Origin of the sequence: Phenylobacterium sp. (genome assembly GCF_041916435.1) — a bacterium.
GTDB lineage: Bacteria > Pseudomonadota > Alphaproteobacteria > Caulobacterales > Caulobacteraceae > Phenylobacterium.
The window spans coordinates 358,543-380,453 of sequence record NZ_JAYRZM010000003.1 but is presented as its reverse complement, the minus strand read 5'-3'; the positions used below and the strand labels follow the sequence as shown (position 1 = coordinate 380,453).

Here is a 21,911-nt window from a genome sequence, read left to right as displayed (position 1 = left end):
AGCGCAACCTCAAGAAACCAAGGAACGGTCGCCATGAGCTACGTCGGACGATGCTTCTGTGGTGCTGTCGAGTTGGAGGTCTCAGGCGATCCGGAGGCGATGGGATACTGCCATTGCACCTCGTGCCGGTCGTGGTCGGGCGGACCGGTGAACGCCTTCAGCCTGTGGAAGCCCGAGGCGGTCGTCGTGACCAAGGGCGGCGAGCACATCGCCATGTTCCAGAAGACGCCGCTCAGCCAGCGGCAATACTGCGCCAAGTGCGGCGGCCACCTGATGACCAACCATCCGCCGCTGGGGCTGGTGGACGTGTTCGCCGCGACGATCCCCGACCTGCCCTTCGCGCCCGGGGGCCACGTCAACTACGCCGAGACCGTGCTGCCGATGCGCGACGGCCTGCCCAAGCTGAAGGACTTCCCGGCGGAGTTCGGCGGATCGGGCGAGGCGATTGCGGAATAGGGCCTAGCGCGCCTGGCCCCCGAAGCGGGCTTCCCAGGCCGCGGCCACGTCCAGGCGCGGGGCGCGGGCCTCGATGAAGCGGTAGAGCGAAAGCTGCCGGCCCAGGCCCAGGCTCTGCACCGAGACCTTGGCGAACAGCAGGCGGACCAGCGCCTCGATCTCGGCGGCGGTGTTGACGTGCTCGTGGCGCATCATGACGCCGTAGTCGAGGCCGTGGCGCAGGCGGAACTCCAGCCCGGTCGTCAGGCTCCAGCCGAGCCGCCACAGCAGCCCGCCCTCGGACGGAATCGCCGCGCGGAACACGCCCTTGGGCGTCAGGAGCCGCGCCGAGCGGGCCAGGGCGAGGGGCAGCTCGCAGATGTGCTCCAGCGCCGCGACGCTGGTGATCCGGTCGTAGCGCCGGTCCGTAGGCGCCTCGGCGACGTCGGCGAAGACGTCGCGCACCCGCGCGCGCAGCGGCGATCCCTCCATCAGCTCGGCGAAGGGCTCGACCACGTCGTAGACCGCGCCGGCCGGCTCGTAGGGAAGCTGGTTCAGGGTTCCGGCGCCTAGCTCCAGGGTGGGCAGAGCCCGCCCGCCGGCCACGTCGGCGGCGACCCTCTTGTGCATCCAGGCCTCCAGCCGCTGGGCCGCCGAGGCCGCGGCGCTGCCGCCCGAGCGGTTCTCCTTGTACTGGGCGGCGTAGATCGCCTGGAAGGCGGCCGGCAGCTCCGGCCGAACCTTGGGAAAGCGCTCAAGGAGGCGCTCCCCGGGCTCGGGGACGGCGACCTGCGGCGCGAACGTGACGTCCATGGCGCGAGGACTTCGCGGAATATGCGGCCGAGCGCAAGCGCCGCTCGCGCGCGTGGCGCCTTCTCATGATCCGGGCGCGGCCTTAACCAGGGGGCGAAGAGGACGCGTTCGATGCCCAGACCCTATGACGGCGCAGGCCCCGCCGAGGCCCAGGCGCGCCCCGGCCTCGCCGCCGCCGCCTATCGCTGGATTCTATGGGGCGGCCTGCTGGCCATGCTGGGCGCCAACCTGCCGGGGCACCTGTCGTTCGATTCGGTGGTGCAGCTTCACGAGGGCCGATTCGGCGTGCGCGAGACCTGGGCGCCGGCGATCATGTCGTGGCTGCTCGGCCGGTTCGACGAGATCTCGCCAGGGACCGGGCTCTATGTGACCGCCTCAAGCGTCGTGCTGACCGGCGCGCTGCTCTCGCTGCGGGACCTGCGCGCGCGCACCTCGTGGCTGGCCCCCGTGGCGGCCTTGGCCCTGGTGCTGACGCCGCAGTTCGCCGTCTACCAGGCGATCGTCTGGAAGGACGTGCTGTTCGCTAACCTGACGGTCGCCGGCTTCGCGGCCCTGGCCCACGCCGCCAGGCGCTGGGGCGACCGGCGCGCGCGCCTGGCGCCGCTGATGGCGGCGCTGGCGTTCCTGAGCCTGGCCGCACTGGTGCGGCAGAACGGGGTGATCTGCGTGATCGTCGCGGCCGCCGCCCTGGCCTGGACGGCGCGGAGCGGGGGGCCGCGTGCAGTCGCCGGCTGGAGCCTGGGGTTCCTGGCGGCCGCCCTGGTGCTTTCCCAGGCCGTGGAGCTGGCGGTGCAGCCCAAGGGGCCGCCGGCCAAGGCCGGGACCCGCATCGGCGAGCGGGTGCTGGAACACTACGACATCGTCGGCGCCGCGGCCCACGCGCCGGGCCTGCGCCTGGACGTGCTGGCCCAGGCCGCGCCTGCGGCCGAGCAGGCCGTGCGCGGCGAGGGGGTGCGCGTCTATTCGCCCGAGCGCGTGGAGGCGTTCGACGCCTCGCCTGGCCTCGGCAAGAGCCTCTGGCGCGTGCCCGACAAGGTGATGGCCGAGCAATGGCGGCGGATCATCGAACGCCGGCCCGACGCCTATCTGCGCCACCGGCTCGACGTGTTCCGCTGGGTGTTCGCCCCGCCCAGGCTCGAGGCGTGCCTGCCGGTGTTCACCGGCGTGGCGGCGGCGGGCGCCAAGCTGGACGACCTGGGGATCGCGCCCGGCCAGCGGCCGCAGGACAAGGCGCTGGAACGCTACGCCGCCCGCTTCTTCCACTCGCCGGTCTACTCGCACGTGACCTATGCGCTCCTGGCCCTGACGATTTGCGGCTTCCTGATCTGGAGACGCGATCCGGCGGACGTGGCGATCGCCGCCTTGCAACTGGCCGCCCTCGGCTTCGCCGCCAGCTTCCTGCTGATCTCCGTGGCCTGCGACTACAGATATCTCTACCTGCTCGATGTCGCAGCGCTGACCGGGCTCCTATATGTGGCCCTCGACCCGACCGTTTCCCGTCGCCGGCGTCGAGCCGGTTGAGCCTCCCGGTCCTCCGGTGCATTGAAAGCACGGGACTTTTTCGGAGGCTCTTGATGAGTCGCATCCAGTTTCTGTCGATCCTGGCGATCGGCGCGACGCTGCTTGGCGGCTGCGACGGCCTGGGACGGCGGCAGCAGGGGCCGGTGATGGAACCCGCCAGGGTTGCGGGCGCGTCCACCCAGGCGGGCGCCGCGACCGAGCGTGCGCAGTCCATCCGATGGGATGAGAACACCCAGGAATTCGAGTTCGCCGGCAAGCCGCTGAAGGCCGCCAAGCTGTGGACCTTCGACCGCTCGACCGACGGCTTCTCCATGACCGGCGGCCAGGCGCTGTTGACGTCGCATTCGGGCCTGAGCGTCACCCAGGACGCTCCCGATCCGATCCTGCGCTCGCCGCAGGGGCTGGACGTAGACGGCGCGCAGAACACGCTGGTGCTGGTCCGGCTCACCCGCGCTGCGCCGGGCCAGGCATGGGCGGGCGACGTGCACTACACCACGGCCAGCCACGGCGAATCGGCCAAGTACGTGGCCCTGCCGATCCAGGGCGAGGATCCGGCGGTCAATGAGACCACCATCCTGGTCTACGACATGGCCAACCTGAAGAAGGGCGGCCAGGACTGGATCCATTCGGTGATCGACCAGGTGCGCTTCGACTTCGAGGACCAGCCGGGCGGCGAGTTCCTGGTGCGCCAGGTGGCCATCGCCAACAATCCGGACCCGGCGGCCATCGCCCGCCTGCGGCGCTAGCCGCCGTTCAGCAGGCGGTCGACGATCGCCTCGGCCTTCTGCAGATGGGCCTGCTGGTGGGCCTCGAATTGGCGCAGCTCCAGCAGGTCGTGGCGCGCCTGGTCCAGGTCGCGGGCGGCCGGCGAGACGAAGACGCCCATCTCCTCCTTCATGCGCGCGATCTGCGCGGCGGCCGCCTCCAGCGCGGCGGGATCGGCCGGCTCGTCGCGGGCGGCGCTCTCCAGCCAGTCCAGCACCTGGGCGGCCATGGCGCCGACCTTGGGCGTGGCGGCCAGGTCGGCGGCGGCCGCGTTGTGGCGCAGGTCCGCCGTGAGGAACCTGTCGATCTCGCGCGCCGAGCGGTCGTTGAGGCCGGGCAGGGCCGCGCCATGGGCCGCCTCAATGCGGGCGACCTCTCGCCGCCAGTCGGCCAGGAGCGCGTCATAGGCGACGAACACCCGGGGCAGGTCGCGGGTGTAGGCCTCGGCCGCCAGCATGTAGGCGCACCAGAGAAGCACCGACTTCTCCACGGGAAAGCCGTCGCGGCGGGCGAGCGAACCGGCCACCGCCAGGGGATGACGCACGGGGATCACGCAGCGCATCTCCACCGACAGGCTCTTCAGCGCCGCGCGCCACATGGGCAGCAGCACGGTGACCCGCGGATCCTTGAGCAGCGGGTGGCGCGCACGGCCGTATTCGGACTGGAAGAGCTCGACCGCGTCGCGCCGCCAGGCGGCCTCGGCCTTCTCCTCGAGCGCGACGTAGGGAAAGACGAAGACGTCGTCCCAGGCGCTGACGCCGGCGCGCAGGCGCGCGCTGTTGAACTGGGCGATCTTCCAGGGCTCGAAGTAGCCTTTGGCGTTGTGTTCGTCGCCCGGCATTACGTTGGCCGGCAGCTCGGCGCCGCAGAGGGCCAGGAGCTGGGTGGCCGCCGACGTGCCCGAGCGATGCATCCCCAGGACGAGGTAGGCCGATCGCCCCGCCGGCGATCCCTTGGCGGAAGATCGGGTCATCTGGTCCCGGCGCTCGGTGGTCGAAGGCCCCTGGTCTAGGGCCGCGGGAGGGGGCCGGCAAGGCCGTGGCGGTTGATCCGGGCGCGGCGGTGATGCAAACCGCCGAACCGTGAAGGACGCGCGACGCATGGCCGAGGCCGCCCTCGAAGACCAAATCTACCGGCTCGTGTCGACCGCCGTGGACGCGGGCTTCTACCTGGCGGTCAACGCCGGGGCGATGGCCGGCGCAAGCGATCCGGTCGGCCACTACGTGCGCGACGGCTGGCGGGCGGGGTGCGACCCGGCGCCGTGGTTCTCGACGAACGACTATCTGGCGCTCAACGCCGACGTGGTCGAGGCCGGCGCTAATCCGCTGGAGCACTACCTGACGCAGGGCCGGCTCGAAGGACGCGAGGCGCCGCGCTCGCGCCACGCCGAGCGCTACTACGCCGAGCTCGCTGGGCCCGGCGATGCGGCCCTCTGGAGCTTCGATCCCGGCCGCTGGCCGCGTCGGCCCGGCCAGAGCGCCGAGGAGGAGGCGCGCGAACTCAGGCTCGCCGCCGAGCGGCGGATCGCCGGCGCCGAGTTCAACGGCGCCTACTACATGGCGCTGAACCCGGACGTGGCCGCTTCCGGCGGAGACATGCTGGACCACTTCCTGCAATTCGGCTGGCGCGAGGGCCGCGACCCGAACGGCGACTTCTCGGTCAAGGGCTACCTCAACCGCTATCCCGACGTGGCCGCTCAGGGGATCAATCCCTTCATCCACTACCTGACCCAGGGCCGGGCCGAAGGGCGCAGCCCGCAGGAGGCGCTCGGCTTCCGCTACGACGTGATCGAGCGGCTGATCCCGGTCGAGGATCGGCTGGCGGCCTGCGACCGGGACATGGCGGCGATCGTGCGGGACGATCCGGCGCGCCTGGCCGAGGCGCTGGCGGCGGCCCGGGACCGTCTGGCCGACCTGCACGTCACCTTCAGTCACGATGATCCGACAGCTCACGTGGGCGGAGTGCAGCTTTGCCTGCAACGCGAGGGCCGCGCGGCGCGCGCGGCCGGGCGCACGCATCTGCACATCTTCCCCCCGACGGCGCGGCCGATGCTCCGCTGGCGGCGGGCCGGCGCGGTCTGGGGCGTGCTTCTGGACGAGGCGCCGCTGGGATCGTTCGCGCCGGCAGAGGTCGTCGAGGCGCTGGCTTCGGCGCTGGGGGGCGTGGCGCCGGGACAGCGCAGCTTCGCGATCCACAGCCTCCTCGGCCATCACGTGGAGGACGTGATCGAGCTCCTGCACGTGGCGGGGCTGAAGGCCGGCTACCTGTGGCTCCACGACTTCACCAGCGTCTGCGCCGGGGTGCATCTGCTGCGCGACGACGTGGCCGACTGCGGCGCGCCGCCGGCCGACAGCGCCGCGTGCGGCGTCTGCATCTACGGCCCCTACCGGCAGGACCACCTGGACGCCCACGTGCGCCTGTTCGACCAGCTTGCGCTGACGGTGGTCGCGCCGGCGCAGCCCACGCTCGACACCTGGCGGCTGGGCCCGGCCTATCCGGCGGCGGGAACGGCCGTGGTTCCTCACGCCGCGCTTGCGCCTAAACCCCCGCCGGCCTCGCGCCGCAAGGACAAGCGCCTGCGTTTCGGCTACCTGGGCTTTCCCATCGCGCACAAGGGCTGGCCCGTCTTCCAGCGGCTGGCGTTCAAGCACGCCGACGATCCCCGCTACGCCTTCGTGCACCTGGGCAAGACTTCGGTGCCCGGCGTGCCGACCCTGTTCCGCCAGGTGGCGGTGAGCGCCGACAATCCATTGGCCATGCGCGACGCCATCGCCGACGAGGAGCTGGACGTGGTCATGGTCTGGTCGCTCTGCCGCGAAACCTTCTCCTTCGCCGCCTACGAGGCCGCCTCGGCCGGGGCGATGGTGGCGACCGGGCCGGACAGCGGCAACGTCGCGGCCTTCGTCGAGGCCGGCGGCCATGGGCGGGTGTTCGCCGACGAGGACGCGCTGGCGGCCGCCTTCGAGACCGGCGAGATCCTGGAGCTGGCGCGCGCGCGCCGGGGGGCGATCGCCTACGACCTGATGTTCTCCAAGCTGAGCTTCGAGCTGATCGGCGGAGCGGCCTGATGCGGGTGCTCTGCTATTCCAGCTTCACCTTCTCCTACCTGAACAGGGCGCGGGTGCTGTTCCAGTCGGTGCGGCGTCACCATCCGGAATGGGAGCTGGCCGCGCTGATCACCGACACGCCGCCGGCGGGCTTCGCCTTCGATCCGGCGCGTGAGCCGTTCGACCGGCTGGTCTACGCCGAGGACCTGGGAATCCCGGACTTCCGGGCCTGGTTGTTCGGCCACGACGTGGTGGAAGCCTGCACCGCCGTCAAAGGCCCGTTCATCCATCAGGCCTGCACGGAAGACTACGACGCGGTCGTCTACCTGGACCCGGACACGGCGCTGTTCGCGCGGCTGGATCCGCTGGTGGAGCACCTGCGCACGCACGACATCCTTCTGACCCCGCACCTGGTCGATCCGAACGTCGACGACGCGGCGATCCGCGACAACGACATGTCGGCCTCGCGCACGGGCATCTTCAACCTGGGCTTCGTGGCGATCCGCACCAGCGGGGAGGGCGCGCGCTTCGCCCGGTGGTGGAACGACCGGCTGCTGGCCTACTGCTACGACGACATCCCCAACGGGATCTTCGTGGACCAGCGCTGGTGCGACCATGTCCCGGCGCTGTTCGACAAGGTCAAGGTGGTCCGCGACCCGGGCTACAATGTCGCGTCCTGGAACCTCTCCACGCGCTTCCTGGAGATCGACAAGGCCGGCGCGATCACGGTCAACGGCTCGCCCCTGCGCTTCTGGCACTTCACCAAGCTGGGCCCCACGGGCGACACCATGACCAAGCGCTACGCGGGCGACAACTATCCGGTCTACGAGATCTGGAACTGGTACAAGCGCCAGATCGAGGCCGCCACCGACCCGACGATTCCGGAGCGCTGGTGGGCTTACGGCGCCTATGAGGACGGCGCGCCGATCGACAAGGCGCACCGGCGGCTCTACCGGGAACGGGAGGACTTGCGGGCCGCCTTCCCCGACCCCTTCGCCGTGGGAGATCACAGTTTCGTCGCCTGGCTGGCGGCTCAGGGCGCGGGCGCCTGAGCTGCGGCGCGCTTGACTCGACGCGGCCCGGTTCGACACACCGGGCCGGACGAACTTCGGGAGGGCCGCTTCGCGCGGCCGAGGCCTTGCCGCAACAGACCACCGACGCGCCGCAGATCGACGCCGCCCAGTTCCTGACCAAGGTCGAGCGGTTGGCCGCCTGGCACGGACAGTTGCGCGACACCGCCCAACTCGCCCAGGCCGAGGCCGCGGCTGAGCGGGTGCGCTTGGGCCGGGCCCTGACCGACGCACTGGCCGAGCGCGCCGAAGCGCTGCTGGCGGCCGAGGGCCTCGCGCTTGCCCGCTACGTCGACGCGCGGCGCGGACGGGTGCGGCGCAAGCGCTCCAACCGCCTGTCCAAGCTCGCCGACCGGGTGCTCGTGCGGCTGCGTTCGATCGGCTCGGCGCTGGTGTTGGCGCGCTCGGGCGTCTGGCGCGCCAGCGGCCGGGGACTGGCGGCGCGGCTGTTCGACCTGCGGATGATGGCGGCCTACGCTCGGCGAGGCCCGGCGCACGGCGTGCCGCCGGCCGCCCTGTTCGATCAGGACTGGTACATCGCCCGCTATCCTGACGTGGCGGCCGGCCGGCGCAGCCCGCTGATCCACTATCTGACGAATGGCGGGCGGGAGGGCCGCTCGCCCCACCCGCTATTCAACGGCGAGCACTATCTGGCCGAGAACGCCGAGGCGGTGGGCGCCTGCGGGTTGACGCCCCTGGCGCACTTCGTGCTGATCGGCTGCCACGAGGGGCGCAACCCGCACCCGCTGTTCGACGTGGCTTACTATGTGGCCCAGGCGCCCGAGCTGGCCGCCAGCGGCGAGGACCCGGTGAGCCACTACCTGCGCGAGGGCTCGGCGCGGGGCCTGAGCCCGCACCCGCTGTTTTCGCCAGCCTACTACCGCGCCCAGCTCGCGCCCGGCGAGGGCGAGGACCGGACGCTGCTGGCGCACTACCTGACGGTGGGCGCCGATCGGGGACTGAAGCCGCACCCGCTGGTGGACCCGGCCTGGTATCGCGAGCAGGGCGGCGAGGCGCCGGGCGAGGGGCCTGAGCCCCTGACCCACTATCTGACCGCCGGCGCCGCCGAGGGGCGCGATCCGAGCCCCTGGTTCGACACGGGCCACTACGTCGCCGTGCGCGGCGAGGCCCTGGCCGCAGGCGTCAATCCGCTGGTGGACTATGTGCGGGCCGGCGCCTGGCGGGTGGGCGAGGCGCGGCCGGGCTTTCCGACCGCGGCCTATGTGGCGGCCAACGCCGACAAGCTCGCGGTGGGCGTCACGCCGCTGGAGCACTGGGCGGGACTGGCGGCTCCATAGCCGGCCGGTCGATCCCCAGCGCCTGGAGCTGGCGCCAGATCTCCTCGTAGTAGGCGTCCACGTAGTGGAATGGGCTCAGGCCCCAGCGGTGCGATTCGTCGGCCAGGCGCAGCTTGGGCGCGGCCACGATCGCCGCATGCGGGTGAAGCGCGGTGAAGCGCTCGTCGAAGGCGCCCAGCAGGCGGTTGTGGGCGGAGATATCCGCAGGCTTGCCCTCCCACAACACATAGCTGTCGTCGAACGCGCGCGTGCGCCCGTCCGCCGCGCGGTAGCGCTGGGCCCAGCGGGCCTGGTGCAGGATCAGCCGCGCCTCGCTGAGAGAGGTGGCCTGGATGAAGGCCGCCAGCTCGGCCGCCGCGGCCCGCCACAGCGCCAGGCTGGCGTTGGAGATCCGCGGGATCGTCCGCGCGCCGGCCAGGGCGGGCTGGGCGCGGTAGCCGCTCGCCTCCAGCTCCCAACTATGGGTGAAGATACGCCCGCCGGCCGACAGCAGGTCGAAGCGCTCGTCGATGAAGTCGAAGATGAGGTGGGTCGGCCGAAAGGCGATCAGCCGGTCCAGGGCGCGCTTTTCCAGGTCGGCGAGGACGGCGTTGTGCTCGTAGCGGGTCATGCCCGCTGGACGCTCTGGAGCGGGCCGGAACCCGGCCAATGGCCGCGAAAGCAGGCTGGGGAAGCTGGTGCGCGAGATGAAGCACAGCGCCTGGGCGGCTTCGCCTCGGATTGGCCACAGATCGCGCGTTACGCAGCTTCCGATGATTGCGATCCTCGCCACTTGCCCCCGCCTAGGCCTGCACCTGATGCGCGACTATCACACGCCGCAGGCGATGGAAGCGCGCGGTGTTGCCGCGCAGGGCATTTCCATTGACATCGCAAACGCCTCCGATCATGTGTCGAGCCTTGGTTTACGCTCGCCTGTGGCGCGGGGCCCGGCGTGGCGAGCGTTCATGAATTCCGCAATGGTACGGGACCTATTGTCGACGGCGATTCGCGGAACGGCTCGGCGCGCATGAAACTCCTCAGTTTTCTGAACAACCAACCGGACACGGTGTTGACGCGCGCCATCAAGGAGGGCCGCACGCCGCTCCTGTTCGCGTTCGGCTTCAGCCTGGTGAGCAACGTGCTCTACCTGGCCATGCCGATCTACACCTTCCAGATCTACGGGCGGGTGCTGACGAGCCAGAGCGGGCCGACGCTATGGGCTCTGACCATCGTCACCCTCTTCGTTTTCATCATCTCAGCCGTGATCGATGACTACCGCGGCCGGATTCTCGTCAACTACGGCGTCCTGATGGACCAGCAGGTGTCAGGGCGGCTGTTCTCAGCCCTGTTCGACGGCGCTCTGCGCGGGGAGCCTGGCGCGAAGTCTCAGGCGCTGCGTGACCTGGACACGTTCCGCCAGACGCTGACGGGGATCGGGGCGGCGGCCTTCTTCGACCTGCCCTGGATTCCGGTGTTCCTGGTGGTGCTGTGGGCGATCGACCCGCTGGTGGGCACGGTGACGACGGTGGGCGCTGTGGCTCTGTTCGGCCTGGCCTTGGCCCAGGAACGCGTCACGCGCCCGGCCCTCAAGGACGCCAACGAAGCGGCGCTGCGCAGCTACGCCTTCACCGACGCGGCCCTGCGCAATGGCGAGGTGGTGCGCGCCATGGGCATGCTGCCGCGGCTGGGGGCGGCCTGGGCGCGGCATCGCCGCATCTCCATCGAGCGGGGCGCCGACGCCAGCGAGGGCAACCTCGCCTTTTCCGATGCGATCAAAGCGGTCCGCATGGGTATCCAGATCCTGGTGATCGCCATCGGCGCCTGGCTGATCATGAAGGGCGAGATCCACTCGGCGATGCTGTTCGCCAACATGATTCTGGCGAGCCGCGCCCTGGCCCCCATCGAGCGGGTGGTGGGCGCCTGGGAGCCGCTGAACAACGGCATTCGCGCCCACGAGCGGGTCATGAACGTGCTGAGCCGCGCCGAGCCGCCTTCGGTCAGCACCGCCCTGCCGCGCCCCGCCGGCCGGCTGACCGTCGAAGGGGTGGTGTTCACCCCGGCCGGGTCGCCCAAACCCACCCTGATGGGCGTCAATTTCGCGCTGCAGCCCGGCGAGACGCTGGGCGTGATCGGCCCCTCCGGCGCCGGCAAGTCGACGCTATCGCGCCTTCTGATGGGCATCTGGAAACCGCTGCAGGGCTCGGTGCGCCTGGATGGCGCCGACGTCTTCTCATGGGACCGCGCCGACTTCGGCCGGCATGTGGGCTATCTGCCGCAGGACACGGAGCTCTTTTCCGGCTCGGTGCGGGACAACATCGCCCGGTTCCGCGAGGACGTGACTGACGACGACGTCATCCGCGCCGCCCAGATGGCTAATGTGCACGATCTGATCCTGCGCTTGCCCAGGGGCTATGAGACCGACATCGGCGAAAGCGGTGTAGTGCTCTCGGTGGGCCAGCGTCAGCGCGTGGGCCTGGCGCGGGCGCTCCTGTGCGACCCGGCCTTCCTGGTGCTGGACGAGCCGAACGCCAGCCTCGACGCCGAGGGCGAGAACGCGTTGATGGCGGCGCTGGACACGATGAAGGCGCGGGGCGCGACGATCATCATCGTCTCGCATAAGCCTTCGGTGTTCCGCTCGGCCGACAAGATTCTGATGCTGCGCGACGGCCGCCAGGAGGCGTTCGGCCCCCGCGACCAGGTGCTCAGCCGAGTCATCAAGCCCGCTGAAGTGCGCACCGTCGAGGCCGGTCGATGAAGATCGATATTGGACGCCATCGAGACTATATCACGCCGAACTTCGGGGGCGGCGCGGACCAAAGCCATGTCGACGCGAGCCTGAGGCAAAGGGTTCAGCGGCCGATCCTGGTGGGCTCGGTGGTCGTGGGCGTCTTCGTCCTCGGCCTTGGCGTCTGGGCGGCGGCCACGCCGATCGCCAGCGGCATCACCGCGGTCGGCCAGGTGCGGGTGGAGTCCAACCGCAAGACCGTGCGCCACCGCGAAACGGGCGTGGTGCGCGCGATCTACGTGAAGGAAGGCGACCGGGTGCGCGCCGGCCAGCCGCTGCTGCTGTTCGACGCGGTGCAGGCCAAGGCGCAGGTGTCGGTCTACCAATCCAGCTACGACAGCCTGATGGCCCAGGCGGCGCGCTTCGAGGCCGAAGCGACGGGCAAGCCGCAGGTGGTGTTTCCAGAAGAGCTGATGGCGCGGATGTCCGACCCGCAGGTGTCGGGCGTGATTCGCGACCAGCAGTTCCTGTTCTCCTCGCGCCTGCAGTTGTTCAACAGCCAGAAGGCGGTGCTGGACCAGCGCATGGACCAGCTCGACACGCGCGTCGAGGGGCTGCAGGCGCAGGTCGATTCGATCGACGAGCAGGTGCGGCTGACCCAGGAGGAACTGGACGGCTATCGCACGCTCAACGAGAAGGGCTTCGCGCCCAAGACGCTGATCCTGCGCTACGAGCGCTCGCTGGCTGACCTCCAGGGGCGCAAGGGCTCGCTGATCTCCGACATCACCCGCACCAAGGAACAGATGGGCGAGACGCGCATGCAGGCCGTCGCCTTGCGCGACCAGCGCGAAAGCCAGGCCGCCGACGGCCTGCGCGACGCGCAGACGCGCTTGGCCGACGTGGAGCCGCGGCTGACCGCGGCCAAGCAGGCGCTTGACGACACGCTGGTGCGCTCCCCGGTGGACGGCTACGTGCTGAACCTGACGCAGCACACGGTGGGCGGGGTCGCTGGCGCCGGCGAAGTGCTGATGAACGTGGTGCCGGACGACGAGCCGCTGGTGGTCTCGGCGCAGGTGCGCCCGCAGGACATCGACGACATCCGCGTGGGCATGAGCGCCCGGGTGCGGCTGACCGGCCTGAACCAGCGGTTCGTCAATCCGATCCCCGCCCAGGTCATGACCGTGTCGGCGGATCAGAAGACTGATGAAAAGACAGGCAGGGGCTTTTTCGTCGCCGACCTGCGAATCAACCCCGAGGACGTGCGGAAATTCACCCGTGGCGCGCGTCTGACGCCGGGAATGCCCGCCAGCGTGCTCATCGTGACCGGCAAACGGACGGTTCTAGCGTTCCTTGTCTCGCCGATCACCGACACGCTTAACGACGCCTTTAGGGAACAGTAAACGATAGTTGCGACATGCGTGCCTATGCCTGTCGCGCAAAGGGGTTCGGGGGTGTTTTTGCTGTTGCGCATTTTCGACGCATCCGATACGTCTTCCTCGGGCTCGTTTAACCTTCGCCAAGGCCATGCTATGGCGTGGGGCTAATGGATCGCTGGGGCCGCTCCATCGCGGATGGGGGCCAAGCGCACCAGGGGTCCGTGTGACACAGACTGGAGAGATCTATGGCGACTTACGATTTTGCGACGATCACCTCGGCCGAGGCGGCGTCGGTCACCGCGGCTGACGACATCCTGGTGTCGGGCTCCGCGAATGCTTCCTCGGTGAGCTATATCGCGGCGACTGCGACGGAAACGGCGAAGGTGGCGGTCACCGTCGCCGGCGTCACGGTGACCGTGCCCTACACGGCCGTCGCCGGCACCAGCAACGTGTTCGTGTTCTCCGACGGCTCGACGCTGTACATCGGCTCGACGGGCGCTGACACGGGCTCGACGAACGCCGGTAACGACGCGCTGTTCGGCCTCGACGGCACGGACTCGCTGACCAGCACCAGCGGCGACAACGTGTTCCAAGGTAACGCCGGCAACGACACGATTTCCGGCGGCACGGGCAACGACACGATCTTCGGCGGCAAGGACGACGACCAGATCTCGACCGGCGCCGGCGCGAACTTCGTGAACGGCAACCTTGGCAACGACTCGATCACCGGTGGCAGCGCCGCTGACACGCTGCTCGGCGGCCAAGGCAACGACACCATCGTCGGTGGTTCGGGCTCGGACTACCTGAGCGGCGACATCGGCAATGACTCGCTGGTTAGCGGCGCGGGCTCCGACTCGATCTACGGCGGCGCCGGCAACGACACCGTCGACGGCAGCGCTTCCACGAGCGTCTACGTTGATGGCGGCGACGGCACCGACAGCATCACCGGCGGCGCGGGCGCTGACACGATCTTCGCTGGCGCGGGCAACGACACGGTCAGCACCGGTAACGGCGCCAACTTCGTCCAAGGCAACGCGGGCGACGACAGCATCACCGGCGGCACGGGTGCCGACACGATCTATGGCGGTCAAGGCAACGACACGATCAACGTGGCGGCTGGCGGTGCGAATTGGGTCAACGGCAACCTTGGCGATGACTCGATCACTGGCGGCGCGGGTGCCGAAACGTTGCTCGGTGGGCAAGGCAACGACACCCTCGTTGGTGCGGCTGGCAATAACTACCTGAGCGGCGACCTCGGTGATGACTCCATCACTGCCACGACGGGTGACAACACCATCTTCGGTGGTGCCGGTAGCGATACCGTGACGGTGACGGGTGACGGACATAACGTCATTGATCTGGGTGCTGACACCAACTCGGTCACTGTGACCGGCAACGGTGACAACGTGATCACTGGCGGTTCGGGCAACGACACCGTTTCGGTGACGGGGACCGGCGACAATACGATCGACGTTGGTGACGGCACGAACTCCGTGACCGTGGTCGGTGCTGGCGACAACACTGTCACCGGTGGCTCGGGCGCTGATACGGTCACGCTCGGCGATGGCGACAATACCGTCGCTACGGGCGGTGGTGCTGACACGGTCACGGTCGGCGCCGGCGCCAACACCGTCGATGTCGGGGCGGGCAACGACTCGATCTCGGCCGGCAATGGCGGCAACACCCTGAGCGGTGGCGACGGTGCTGACACCATCACCAGCGGTTCTGGGACCGACGTGATCTCTGGTGGCGCGGGTGATGACTCGATCACCGGCGGTGCTGCGAAGGACACGATGACCGGCGGCGACGGCGCTGACACCTTCGGCTTCGCATCCGGCGACTCCGGCACGACCGCGGGCGCCATCGACGTGATCACCGACTGGACGTCTTCGGACTTCCTGCACTTCGTCGGCACTGCTGCTGCGGGTTCGGGCACCAACTATACCGAAGTTGCGGGTACCTATACGTACGCGACTGCTGAGACCGCCGCTGCGGCGTCGATCACGGCGACCGTGCACTACGCCGCGGTCCAAGTCGGCTCGGACGTGGTGGTGTTCGCCGACCAAACCGGTGATGGCGTCATCGACGACGCCGTCGTCTTGGTGGGCACGACGCTCAGCAGCATCAGCGAAGCGAACCTCATCTAAATATCGTTTCAGACGACGTGATTGGAGGCCGCCCGTCGGGCGGCCTCCTTTTTGTTTGCGGTGCAACACGGAATGGGGCGCGCGGGCTGACCTCGCGAGCGTCAGCCATCCATCACCGACCCATGGCGAGCACAGGTGCGATCCCCCGAGCGAATGGTGGCGTCCGGCTCGAGTTGGCTTTTCGGCGAAGATCAGGCTGCGGAAGAGTGCGGCCTTGGAGCCGGCCAGCGCACCACGGCAATGCTCTTAAGACGCCAAAGGCCGGGCCGCAAAACCCCTGAGGTCCGCAACCCGGCCAAAGCGACACAGCCATGGAGAGCTAGGCTGACGTAAAATTATAGCCCAGCCCGAGGCGAGACGGAAGGGACGCCATTGCTATCAACGGCTTTGTGAGCCCTAGATCACCACCTCCGGCGGGTTCGAACGCAGCGCAACTACAGCTCGGCACTCCACGACTTGGCGAGGGCCACCCTGCTCGCCCGCAGCACCCGGTACTCCGCGATGTAGACCCCCCCAGGCCAGCCGTCGTCGCTAGGCCGCTTCTTGCCGACGAACATCATATACTGCGCCTTGGCGTGATCCAGCGGTGGCACGCGGGACATTGCGAGCACCGCCCCGTCCGGCCCCTTGAGCGTCATTTCCTGAACGTCGCCCGCGTCCAGCCCGATTGCGCGGACATAGGCCACGAGCACTGCAGAGCCGCGGACCGGAGGCGCGATCCCGCCAGCCTCGATGGCCGCCATGTCAACCGGCCGGTCGGCGAAGCCGGCGTTCAGAACTTCTCCGGCTCGATAGGCGAGCTGAGCGGCGACGGCGGGCGTCCAGAGCGTTCTTTGCGGCTTGCAGTCGGCGCCGTAGGGATCCGGCGCGAAGGGATCGACCACCACGCCGTCGTGCCGCACGGTTAGATGCAGGTGAGGAAATTCCGTGTTCCCCGACAGGCCGACGCGCGCGATCGGTTGCCCCGCCTTGACTGCCTCGCCCACCTTCACCGCGACGCTGCCCTTCGCTAGGTGGCAGTACTGCGTCTCCCATCCGTTCCCGTGATCCAGCACGATCCCATTGCCGCATTCCTGGCCGGCGATGATCGGCGCATCGGGGCTGGCGATGGAGACGTCGGCCATGCCGTCGCGCATTCGGGCGACCTTGCCGTCGGCGGCGGCCAGCACGGCGACGCCGGCCGCCTCGGCGGCCATGTCGGGGATGCGGAAATCCACGCCTGTGTGCCCGTCGTTGGTGCGCGGACCGCACAGGTAGTCCTTCACGCCATGTGTGACGTCGTGATCGACATAGGTCTGGATCTCGCAGGTCGTGCCGACCACACAGGCGATCGGCAGCGATAGCCGCAGGGATGGCGTGGCCGCTGGCGCTTCTGGTTTGCTGCAGGCGCCGGCCAGGGCGAAGAGGCAGAGCGGGGCGAAGCTGGCAAGGCGCATGGGCGTCTCCCGATTGGGCGCGCCCGAACCTGGCGGCCGCAGCCGCCGAAAATGTGGCCTTAGCCGAACGTCACGCCCGTCAAATCCTTCAATCGCGCCATGTCGCGGGCGTAGAGCCGGCGGAGGAAGGCGACATCTTCGGCCTCGAGATTCTCGCCATAGTCCATGTTGCGGCCCACGTGGACCTCACGCGGGACGACGGGCGCCCGCGACGGGACGCCCAGGAAGCGGCTTATCTCGGTGAGCACGTCGTCCGGGGCGGCTTTCAAGTCGTCCGACTTCAGGATCAGCACCTGCTCACGCGGAAAGACGGCGAACAGCCGCTCCACCTGTTCTCCATAGTAACCGCGCTCCACATAGCTGAATTCGCGGTGATAGCCCCACGGCTCGGCGTCCAGCAGCCGCCCGCGGCCCTGGCGGATGCACCAGGAGAAGGGCCTGGCCTCCGCCCCGCGTGCGTACTCCATGCGCCAGTGCGACCAAGCCCGCTCCACCGGATCGCGCAGGATCAGGATTAGCCGCATCGCCGGATTGTAGGCGGCGATGCGCTCCAGGCAGCCAGGCCAGTAGATGTAGATAGGCGTGGCTTCGCCCCTCAGGCCTTCGGAGTCCGCGTCGAACTGGGCATGGTAGCGCTCGTAGTCGGGCTGCTCCCAATCGATGCTCTCATCGTCGAAGAAGTGAGTCTCCTTGGCGCGCGACAGGGCGATCGCCGGATCCTCCGACAGATAGTCGAAAAGCGCCGTTGTGCCGCCCTTCTGAACGCCGATGATGATGAAGCCGACCTTCACGCCCGCCTGCCCTTGGGACCGCCCTATGGATACGGCTTCATAGGGCGCACGACACGCGATAATAGGAAAGCCGCTGCAAATCATAGGGCCGTCGATCAATCGGACGGCCACCGGAAGGTCGGGTTCTTGATCACCACCATCGACGAAGAGCGCGGAGAGGTCATCGTCCGCGACGGCAACCATGAGACGCGCCACAGCCTGGCCACCGCCGAAGGGTTCGCCGCGGCCTCCCGCGCCTGGCTGCGGGCCACCTGGGATTCGAAATACGTCTACAGCTTCGCTTGGATGGGCCGGCCGGTCATCCAGCTGCCGGAGGACATGATCCGGCTGCAGGAGGTGATCTACGCCCTGAAGCCGGACGTCCTGGTGGAGACCGGCGTCGCCCACGGCGGCTCGCTGATCTTCTACGCCTCGTTGTTCGAGGCCATGGGCAAGGGCCGGGTGATCGGCGTCGACATCGAGATCCGCCCGCACAACCGCGCGGCCATCGAGGCCCACGAGATGAAGAAGCGGATCGAACTGATCGAGGGCTCTTCCACTGCGCCCGACGTGGTCGAGCAGGTGGGGAAGCTCATCAAGCCGGGCGAGACCGTGCTGGTGGTGCTCGATTCCAACCACACCAGGGGCCACGTGCTGGACGAGCTGCGCGCCTATGGGCCGATGATCAATGTCGGCTCCTACATCGTCGCCACCGACGGGATCATGGAACAGGTCAAGGGCGGCCCGCGCACCGGCGAGGACTGGGACTGGAACCACCCCAAGGCGGCCGCTCACGCGTTCGTCGCCGAGGACAAGCGCTTCGTGATCGAGGAGCCGGCCTTCCCGTCCAACGAGGGCGTCGTCACCGAGCGGGTCACCTACTGGCCCGACGCCTTCATCAAGCGGATCGCCTGAGGTTGTGGCGATGAAAGCGGTGATCCTGGCCGGTGGTCTCGGCACCCGCATTTCCGAAGAGAGTCACCTGCGGCCCAAGCCGATGATCGAGATCGGTGGGCGGCCGATCCTGTGGCATATCATGAAGCTGTTCTCGCACTACGGCTTCAACGACTTCATCATCTGCCTGGGCTACCGCGGCTACATGGTGAAGGAGTACTTCGCCAACTACGTGCTGCATAACGCCGACCTCACGGTCGACCTGGCCAAGCGGTCGGTGGAGTACCACGCGACCAATAGCGAGCCCTGGCGCGTGACCCTGGTGGACACCGGGCCGGAGACCATGACAGGCGGACGGCTGAAGCGCGTGGCGCCGTACCTTCCCGCCGACGAGCCCTTCTTCCTGACCTATGGCGACGGCGTGGCGAACGTCGACCTGAAGGCCCTGGCCGCCTTCCACAAGACCCACGGCAAGGAGGCCACCGTCACCGCCGTCGCCCCGCCAGGGCGCTATGGCGCCCTCGACATCGTCGAGGGGCGCGTGGAGCGGTTCATTGAGAAGCCGCCGGGCGACAACGGGTTGATAAACGGCGGGTTCTTCGTGCTGCAGCCCCAGGTGGTCGAGCGCATCGCCGGCGACGCCACGCCGTTCGAATCGGCTCCGCTGGAGAGCCTGGCGCGCGACGGCCAGCTCATGGCCTGGCGGCACGACGGCTTCTGGGCGGCCATGGACACCCTGCGCGACAAGAACAATCTGGAGGCCCTGTGGGCGTCCGGCGAGGCGCCCTGGCGCGTCTGGGCATGAGCAGCCGACCCACGCCCGGCTTCTGGGCCGGCAAGCGCGTGCTGCTGACCGGGCACACCGGCTTCAAGGGCGCCTGGGCGGCCCTGTGGCTGACGCGCATGGGCGCCGATGTCACGGGTCTGGCGCTTGAGCCCGATCAGACTCCGGCCCTATTCGACCTGGCCCGCGTGGGCGAGCGACTCACTTCGTTGATCGTCGACCTGCGCGACCAGGCCGCCGTCGAGGCCGGCCTGGCCGGCCGGACTTTCGACTTGGTGCTGCATATGGCCGCCCAGCCCATCGTGCGAGCCTCCATCGAAGATCCTGTGGGCGCCTTTTCCACTAACATCATGGGCACGGCCCATCTGCTGCAGGTGTTGCGCATCCAGCCGGCCCTGGCGGCGGCCTTGGTCGTCACCTCGGACAAGGTCTACGCCAACGCCGAACTGGGCCAAGCCTTCGTCGAGGCCGACGCCCTGGGGGGCAAGGATCCCTATTCGGCCTCCAAGGCGGCCTGCGAGATCGTGGTGCAGAGCTTCGCCAGGAGCTTCTACGTCCAGGCCGGCGTTCCATTGGCCACCGCCCGCGGCGGCAATGTGATCGGCGGGGGCGACTTCTCTCGTGACCGGCTGGTGGCCGACATCGTGCGCGCCGCTCGCGGCCAGGAGGCCGCGGTTCTGCGCCATCCGGAGGCGACCCGACCCTGGCAGCACGTGCTCGACTGCGTGGCCGGCTACCTCGTCTATCTGGAGCATCTGGCCGGCAACCCGCAGACGCCAAGGGCGATGAACTTCGGCCCGCGCCCTGGCGGGGCGGACGTCACCGTGGGCGAACTCGCCACGCGCGCCGTCGAGGCGCTCGGCGCGCAGCCTTGGCGCCACGAGCCCGATCCCCATTCGATCGAGGCCAAGTCGCTCGGCGTCGACGCGGGCCTCGCCAAGGCGGCCCTGGGCTTCGAAAGTCGGCTGGACGCGCCGAAGGCCGTGGACTGGACAATGGACTGGTATCGCCGCCAGTCCGAGGGCGAGGATGCGCTCGGCCTTTGCCTGGACCAGATCGACCGCTACGAAGGGCTTTGATGACCTTGCCCGCTTGCCGCTTCTGCCACGCGCCGCTGACCCACACCTTCCTCGACCTGGGCGACCAGCCGCTGGCCAACAGCTATCTGACCCGGGCCGAGCTCGCGGCCGGAAGCGAGCGTGTCTTCCCGCTGCACGCCCGCGTCTGCGACCGCTGCTTCCTGGTGCAGGTGGACGACCCGGTCGCGGCCGACGCGATCTTCGACGCCGGCTACGCCTATTTCTCCTCCTATTCGGAGAGCTGGGTGGCGCACGCCAAGCGCTATGCTGAGGCGATGAAGGCCCGCTTCGCGCTGGGCCCGGATTCGCTGGTGGTGGAGGTGGCGTCCAACGACGGCTACCTCTTGCAGCACTTCGCGGCCATGGGCGTGCCGGTGCTGGGGATCGAGCCCACCGCCAACACCGCCGAGGCGGCGCGCGAACGCGGCGTGCCCACCGAGGTCATGTTCTTCAACGACGAGACCGGCGCGTCCCTGGCGGCGCGGGGCGTGCGCGCCGACCTGATGGCCGCCAATAACGTTCTGGCGCACGTGCCGGCCATCGGCGACTTCGTGGCGGGCTTTCGCCACGTGCTCAAGCCCGAGGGCGTGCTGACCTTCGAGTTTCCGCACCTGTTGAACCTGATCGAGCTGGTGCAGTTCGACACCATCTACCACGAGCACTTCTCCTACCTCTCGCTGCTGGCGGTGGAGCAGGTGCTGCGGGCCAATCGCCTTCGTCCCTTTGACGTCGAGCTCCTGCCGACCCACGGAGGCTCGCTGCGCCTCTTCTGCGCGCACGAGGCGTCCGGCCATGCCGAGACCGAGGCCCTGCGCGCTCTGCGCGAGCGTGAGGCGAAGGCGGGCCTGGACCGCATCGAAACCTATGGCGGCTTCGCCGAGAAGGTCGCGGCCGTGCGCGACGGCTTCCTGGCGTTCCTTGCCCGTGCGAAGGCCGAAGGAAAGAGCGTGGGCGCCTACGGGGCGGCGGCCAAAGGCAACACCTTCCTCAACTATTGCGGCGTCACGGCCGCCGACATCGCCTGGGCGTTTGACGCCAACCCGCACAAGCAGGGCCGCTTCCTGCCCGGCAGCCACGTGCCGATCCTGGCGCCGGAAGACGTGGCCAGGGTCAAGCCGGACTATCTCGTCATCCTGCCCTGGAACCTGAAGGACGAGATCATGGGCCAACTCGCCCACATCCGCGACTGGGGCGGCCGCTTCGTGATCGCCTCGCCGCGCGTCGAGGTCCTGGACTGATGCGCTTCACCCCCACCGAGATCTCCGGCGTGGTGGTGGTGGATGTCGAACCTCATGGCGACGAGCGCGGTCATTTCGCCCGTCTGCATTGCCCGGACGAGTTCACCGCGGCGGGCCATCCGTTCACGCCGGTGCAGACCAGCCTGTCGCACAACCGCCTGGCCGGAACGCTGCGCGGGCTGCACTACCAGACCGCGCTCTACGCCGAGACAAAGCTCGTGCGGGCCGTGCGGGGGCGAATCTACGATGTGGCGGTCGACCTGCGCCTGGACAGTCCCACCTATCGGCGCTGGACGGCCGCCGAGCTCTCCGCCGACAACGGCCGCGCGCTCCTGATCGGCGAGGGGATGGCCCACGGCTTCATCACCCTGGAGGACGCCACCGACGTGCTCTACCAGATAAGCCCCAGGTTCGAGCCCGGCCATGATCGGGGCGCGCGCTGGAACGACCCTGCCTTCGCCATCGACTGGCCGATTACGCCCAAGGTGATTTCCGACCGGGATGCGGGCTATGCGGACTATGGGGCCTGACGGC

The 21,911-nt window shown here is 69.0% G+C and carries 19 protein-coding genes; 14 read left to right on the top strand and 5 right to left on the bottom strand.

Annotated features, from left to right (window positions below; translation table 11 throughout):
* Nucleotides 1–33 precede the first annotated feature (33 nt).
* Entirely contained in the window at nt 34–456 is a 423-nt protein-coding gene (locus ACE3TA_RS10245) for a GFA family protein (protein WP_374573218.1), read from the top strand.
* Between the two features lie 3 nt (nt 457–459).
* Here the strand turns inward: ACE3TA_RS10245 and ACE3TA_RS10240 are convergent, their stop codons facing one another.
* The gene (locus ACE3TA_RS10240) at nt 460–1,248 is read right to left on the bottom strand and encodes a cyclopropane-fatty-acyl-phospholipid synthase family protein (protein ID WP_374573216.1); all 789 of its coding nucleotides are present in this window, start codon (nt 1,246–1,248) and stop codon (nt 460–462) included.
* Between the two features lie 111 nt (nt 1,249–1,359).
* Between ACE3TA_RS10240 and ACE3TA_RS10235 the strand changes: the two genes are divergently transcribed.
* Complete coding sequence (locus ACE3TA_RS10235; RefSeq protein ID WP_374573214.1) at nt 1,360–2,769, top strand: hypothetical protein; 1,410 nt, start codon at nt 1,360–1,362, stop codon at nt 2,767–2,769.
* A gap of 53 nt (nt 2,770–2,822) precedes the next feature.
* Nucleotides 2,823–3,515 carry a hypothetical protein gene (locus ACE3TA_RS10230; RefSeq protein WP_374573212.1) on the top strand — a complete coding sequence of 231 codons (693 nt, stop codon included), beginning with the start codon at nt 2,823–2,825 and terminating at the stop codon, nt 3,513–3,515.
* Here the strand turns inward: ACE3TA_RS10230 and ACE3TA_RS10225 are convergent.
* Complete coding sequence (locus tag ACE3TA_RS10225; protein WP_374573210.1) at nt 3,512–4,507, bottom strand: sulfotransferase family protein; 996 nt, start codon at nt 4,505–4,507, stop codon at nt 3,512–3,514. The two genes, ACE3TA_RS10230 and ACE3TA_RS10225, sit on opposite strands and share 4 nt — an antisense overlap.
* A 127-nt stretch (nt 4,508–4,634) precedes the next feature.
* Here ACE3TA_RS10225 and ACE3TA_RS10220 point away from each other — a divergent pair, with 127 nt between their 5' ends.
* The 3 genes from ACE3TA_RS10220 to ACE3TA_RS10210 all read left to right on the top strand — a co-directional run bounded on the left by ACE3TA_RS10220 (nt 4,635) and on the right by ACE3TA_RS10210 (nt 8,949).
* Nucleotides 4,635–6,602 (top strand): hypothetical protein, encoded by a 1,968-nt coding sequence (locus ACE3TA_RS10220; RefSeq protein WP_374573208.1) that lies wholly within the window; start codon nt 4,635–4,637, stop codon nt 6,600–6,602.
* Nucleotides 6,602–7,633 (top strand): hypothetical protein, encoded by a 1,032-nt coding sequence (locus tag ACE3TA_RS10215; RefSeq protein WP_374573205.1) that lies wholly within the window; start codon nt 6,602–6,604, stop codon nt 7,631–7,633. Before ACE3TA_RS10220 ends, ACE3TA_RS10215 begins: the two co-directional genes overlap by 1 nt.
* Before the next feature lie 86 nt (nt 7,634–7,719).
* Nucleotides 7,720–8,949 carry a hypothetical protein gene (locus ACE3TA_RS10210; protein WP_374573203.1) on the top strand — a complete coding sequence of 410 codons (1,230 nt, stop codon included), beginning with the start codon at nt 7,720–7,722 and terminating at the stop codon, nt 8,947–8,949.
* On the opposite strand, the gene ACE3TA_RS10205 is transcribed toward ACE3TA_RS10210, so the two are convergent.
* Entirely contained in the window at nt 8,909–9,721 is an 813-nt protein-coding gene (locus ACE3TA_RS10205; RefSeq protein WP_374573201.1) for a DUF6270 domain-containing protein, read from the bottom strand. The two genes, ACE3TA_RS10210 and ACE3TA_RS10205, sit on opposite strands and share 41 nt — an antisense overlap.
* A 234-nt stretch (nt 9,722–9,955) precedes the next feature.
* Here ACE3TA_RS10205 and ACE3TA_RS10200 point away from each other — a divergent pair, with 234 nt between their 5' ends.
* The 3 genes from ACE3TA_RS10200 (at nt 9,956) to ACE3TA_RS10190 (ending at nt 15,176) form a co-directional block, all read left to right on the top strand.
* Nucleotides 9,956–11,683, top strand: a complete 1,728-nt coding sequence (locus tag ACE3TA_RS10200) for a type I secretion system permease/ATPase (protein ID WP_374573198.1) — start codon at nt 9,956–9,958, stop codon at nt 11,681–11,683.
* A complete protein-coding gene (locus ACE3TA_RS10195) occupies nt 11,680–13,053 on the top strand; it encodes an HlyD family type I secretion periplasmic adaptor subunit (protein ID WP_374573196.1) in 1,374 nt (457 codons plus the stop codon). Before ACE3TA_RS10200 ends, ACE3TA_RS10195 begins: the two co-directional genes overlap by 4 nt.
* A 221-nt stretch (nt 13,054–13,274) precedes the next feature.
* Nucleotides 13,275–15,176: a beta strand repeat-containing protein gene (locus ACE3TA_RS10190; protein ID WP_374573194.1), complete on the top strand. Its 1,902-nt coding sequence runs from the start codon at nt 13,275–13,277 to the stop codon at nt 15,174–15,176.
* A gap of 434 nt (nt 15,177–15,610) precedes the next feature.
* Here the strand turns inward: ACE3TA_RS10190 and ACE3TA_RS10185 are convergent, their stop codons facing one another.
* Both ACE3TA_RS10185 and ACE3TA_RS10180 read right to left on the bottom strand, forming a co-directional pair.
* The gene (locus ACE3TA_RS10185) at nt 15,611–16,612 is read right to left on the bottom strand and encodes a M23 family metallopeptidase (protein ID WP_374573192.1); all 1,002 of its coding nucleotides are present in this window, start codon (nt 16,610–16,612) and stop codon (nt 15,611–15,613) included.
* A 59-nt stretch (nt 16,613–16,671) separates the two neighbouring features.
* A complete protein-coding gene (locus tag ACE3TA_RS10180; RefSeq protein ID WP_374573189.1) occupies nt 16,672–17,403 on the bottom strand; it encodes a sulfotransferase in 732 nt (243 codons plus the stop codon).
* 126 nt (nt 17,404–17,529) lie between these two features.
* On the opposite strand from ACE3TA_RS10180, the gene ACE3TA_RS10175 reads away from it, so the two are divergent.
* The 5 genes from ACE3TA_RS10175 to rfbC are packed head-to-tail and all read left to right on the top strand — an operon-like array spanning nt 17,530 to nt 21,907.
* Nucleotides 17,530–18,297 carry a cephalosporin hydroxylase family protein gene (locus ACE3TA_RS10175; protein WP_374573187.1) on the top strand — a complete coding sequence of 256 codons (768 nt, stop codon included), beginning with the start codon at nt 17,530–17,532 and terminating at the stop codon, nt 18,295–18,297.
* 10 nt (nt 18,298–18,307) lie between these two features.
* Nucleotides 18,308–19,081, top strand: coding sequence for a glucose-1-phosphate cytidylyltransferase (rfbF, locus tag ACE3TA_RS10170; protein WP_374573185.1), 774 nt, complete (start codon nt 18,308–18,310; stop codon nt 19,079–19,081).
* Complete coding sequence (rfbG, locus tag ACE3TA_RS10165; protein WP_374573183.1) at nt 19,078–20,139, top strand: CDP-glucose 4,6-dehydratase; 1,062 nt, start codon at nt 19,078–19,080, stop codon at nt 20,137–20,139. Before rfbF ends, rfbG begins: the two co-directional genes overlap by 4 nt.
* Nucleotides 20,139–21,377, top strand: a complete 1,239-nt coding sequence (locus ACE3TA_RS10160) for a methyltransferase domain-containing protein (RefSeq protein WP_374573181.1) — start codon at nt 20,139–20,141, stop codon at nt 21,375–21,377. Before rfbG ends, ACE3TA_RS10160 begins: the two co-directional genes overlap by 1 nt.
* The gene (gene rfbC, locus ACE3TA_RS10155; protein ID WP_374573179.1) at nt 21,377–21,907 is read left to right on the top strand and encodes a dTDP-4-dehydrorhamnose 3,5-epimerase; all 531 of its coding nucleotides are present in this window, start codon (nt 21,377–21,379) and stop codon (nt 21,905–21,907) included. The genes ACE3TA_RS10160 and rfbC overlap by 1 nt, the downstream gene beginning before the upstream one ends.
* Nucleotides 21,908–21,911 lie beyond the last annotated feature (4 nt).